3 protein-coding genes are annotated in these 2,725 nt (G+C 59.8%); 2 read left to right on the top strand and 1 reads right to left on the bottom strand.

What is annotated here, in order from left to right:
• The coding region (locus KKC91_12640) for a hypothetical protein (protein MBU0479390.1) at window positions 1-910 on the bottom strand (910 nt) is incomplete at its 3' end.
• 89 nt (window positions 911-999) lie between these two features.
• On the opposite strand from KKC91_12640, the gene KKC91_12635 reads away from it, so the two are divergent.
• Window positions 1,000-2,265: an IS701 family transposase gene (locus KKC91_12635; GenBank protein MBU0479389.1), complete on the top strand. Its 1,266-nt coding sequence runs from the start codon at window positions 1,000-1,002 to the stop codon at window positions 2,263-2,265.
• Window positions 2,266-2,426: 161 nt separating this feature from the next.
• A partial coding sequence (locus tag KKC91_12630) for an alpha-ketoacid dehydrogenase subunit beta (protein MBU0479388.1) occupies window positions 2,427-2,725 on the top strand: 299 nt, incomplete at its 3' end.

Here is a 2,725-nt window from a genome sequence, read left to right as displayed (position 1 = left end):
GCACGGCGAAGACGCCGACTTCCGACTCGACCAAAGGCGTGCCGACATAGTCCGCGTATACCGAGCCCGTCCAACTCAACTCCGCCGAAAGCAAACGTCCGCAGGGTATGTTCGCCAAGGCATCGCTATAGTCGAACCACATGTATTGCTGGTTCGTGGCGACATCGAAGTTGTACCGGCCGTCGTTCTCTATGGCGTTTCCGACGCTCTGGTACAGGATCCGATTATAGTTCGTGCCGGCCACGTAGATTGGCGTAATATCAGTAACGTCCGGCGTGATATACTCCAGCAGATCGACCGCCCAGGCATAATCCCGATTGTAGGCCGGCCGCGGAAAGCCGGGGGTCGAGCCGTCGACCTTGATCGGGGTGCCGCCGGCTATGGCATTGTTGAGAGTGGCCGCGCTGATGGAGTAAAAGATGTCTTGCGGATTCGCGGCGCTGGGTGACGGCGGCGTACTGTACGCGATGCCGTTGCCGTAATGCGCGAACCAGTCGCCCGCCTGAACCGTGGCCGGCGACGAGAACGGAAGCCGCTCGACCGTATCGCCCGGCAGCCCGACCGTCGGCGTTAACGCCCCGCTGTCGTAGACGATGGTGAACTCCGTCTGAGCGTTTTGCGGCCGGAGTTGGAGCATTCGGAACGAACCCGCCTTGCCCTGGTTAAAGATGCTAACCGAATCAACGGTTCCGTCGATTGGCATCGGCACGAAGTTCGAGAACAAGACGGTGTCCGCGGTATCCCCGTCGCTTGTGCGAGCCGTCAGCACGTTCCCGACAAGCCCCGCTTGTGCCGGTGCCACGCCGCTGGCGGCTATCGCGACCGCCAGGCTGACGATGGTCGCCCCGATGACGCGGGCCGGGCGGAACTTGTGGTCATTATGGCCGAACGGTTGCGATGTGCTTGTCACTAGTTTGACTGTGTATTGCTCTTGATCTGATGTAAGTTATTTTGTAATCAGGCTTTCCGTCGGATGGAGCCAACGGAAAGGAGAAAGCCATGGAAAGGCGATTTGCGGTGCGTTATGAGGAACTGATGAAGGAGGCGGAGGTGAAGCCCGAGACCCTGGAGGGCGTGCTGGGGCGGCTGAAGGAGTTCGTGCGGCCGTTCGCGGCAAGCTTGACGCCGCTCGCCCAACGTGACCATTTGGAGGAGTATGTGGCGGGCCTGGTCTCCAACGTCAAACGCAAGAACATCGAGACGATTGCTTACCTTCATGAGCAAGACCGGCAACCCTTGCAGAAGTTCATAGGCCAGAAGCCATGGCGGTGGCAGCCTTTGATCGGCGAGTTGGCGCGTCAGATCGGAGCGGCGTTGGGGGAAGCGGATGGCGTGCTGGTCATCGATCCCTCGGGGGTGCTCAAGCAAGGCAAGGCGTCGGTGGGAGTGGCACGGCAGTGGTGCGGGCGGGCGGGCAAGGTGGACAACTGCCAGGTTGGTGTCTACCTGGGCTACGTCACCCGCAGGGAACACGCCTTGGTCGATACGAGGCTGTACTTGCCCAAGGAGTGGACGCAGGACAAGCAGCGCTGCAAGCGGGCGGGGGTTCCGAAGGAAGTTGGCTTTCGTACACGTCACGAACTGGCCTTGGAAATGCTTCGCGAACACCGCGGCGTGTTGCCGCATGCGTGGGTGACGGGAGATGACGAAATGGGCCGAAGCAGCGGGTTTCGCAAGGAATTGCGCGGCATGAAGGAACGCTACCTGTTGGCCGTGCCCAGTAACACGTTGGTTCGCGATCTGGACGCCACGCCACCGCCCTACAGCGGTTCGGGGCAGCCGCCAAAAGTCCCCTTCCAGCGTGCCGACGGTTGGATGAAGACGGCGAAAAACTGGACGCGGATCGAGGTTCGTGCGGGCGAGAAGGGACCCTTGGTTGTCGAAGCGGTGAAGGCCCGGGTGCAGACCAAACTGGGGCGTCGCAACGGCCCCGAAGAGACGCTTGTGATCTTTCGCGAACGGCAAGGTCGCAAGACGATCAAGCATGACTACTGTCTGTCCGATGCGCCGTTTGACACGCCCCTGCGAGACTTTGCCCGAGTGCTGGGTGCCGAACACCGCATCGAAGAATGTCTTCGGCGAGCCAAGGGCGAAACGGGTTTGGCACAGTACCAGGTCCGTACGTGGGAAGGTTGGCATCACCATCAGACGCTCGCGTTGATTGCCACTTGGTTTCTGACGCAAGAGAAGCGGCGGGGGGAAAAAGGTATCGCCATGTCTGTCCGTCCAGGAGTTGCGAACCATCATCGGACAACTGCTGCATGAGGAACTGCAAAGCAACACGCTTGCCCACCTTTGCGATCGTGCAACCCGGCTGAACCGTCGTAAGCAAGCCGCCTACTTCTATCACTGGAAAAAACGCAAACGCTTGCCGCCATTGAGGAAACAACTCCAAACTTGATATACACAGTCAAAGTAGAGTAAAGATGAAGAAACGTGGCATAGCGGAAGCTCTCAGGGAATGTATCCGCCGGGAAATGCAGCGGGACGAGCGCGTGTTCTGCATCGGCGAGGACATCGCAATTCCCGGCGGATGGGGCGGGGCCTTTACCGTCACGCTCGGCCTGGAAGAGCATTTTCCCGAGCGGATGATCAACACGCCCATCTCCGAAAACGGTTTCTTCGGGGTGGCCCTGGGTGCCGCCATAATGGGCCTGAGGCCAATCGTCGACGTGCAGTATGGCGATTTCCTCTTCTGCGCCATGGACCAAATAGCCAACCAGAT

The sequence above is a fragment of the bacterium genome (genome assembly GCA_018812485.1).
Classification (GTDB): domain Bacteria; phylum JAHJDO01; class JAHJDO01; order JAHJDO01; family JAHJDO01; genus JAHJDO01.
The sequence above is the reverse complement of the archived record's forward strand: the minus strand, read 5'-3'. Positions and strand labels throughout refer to the sequence as shown.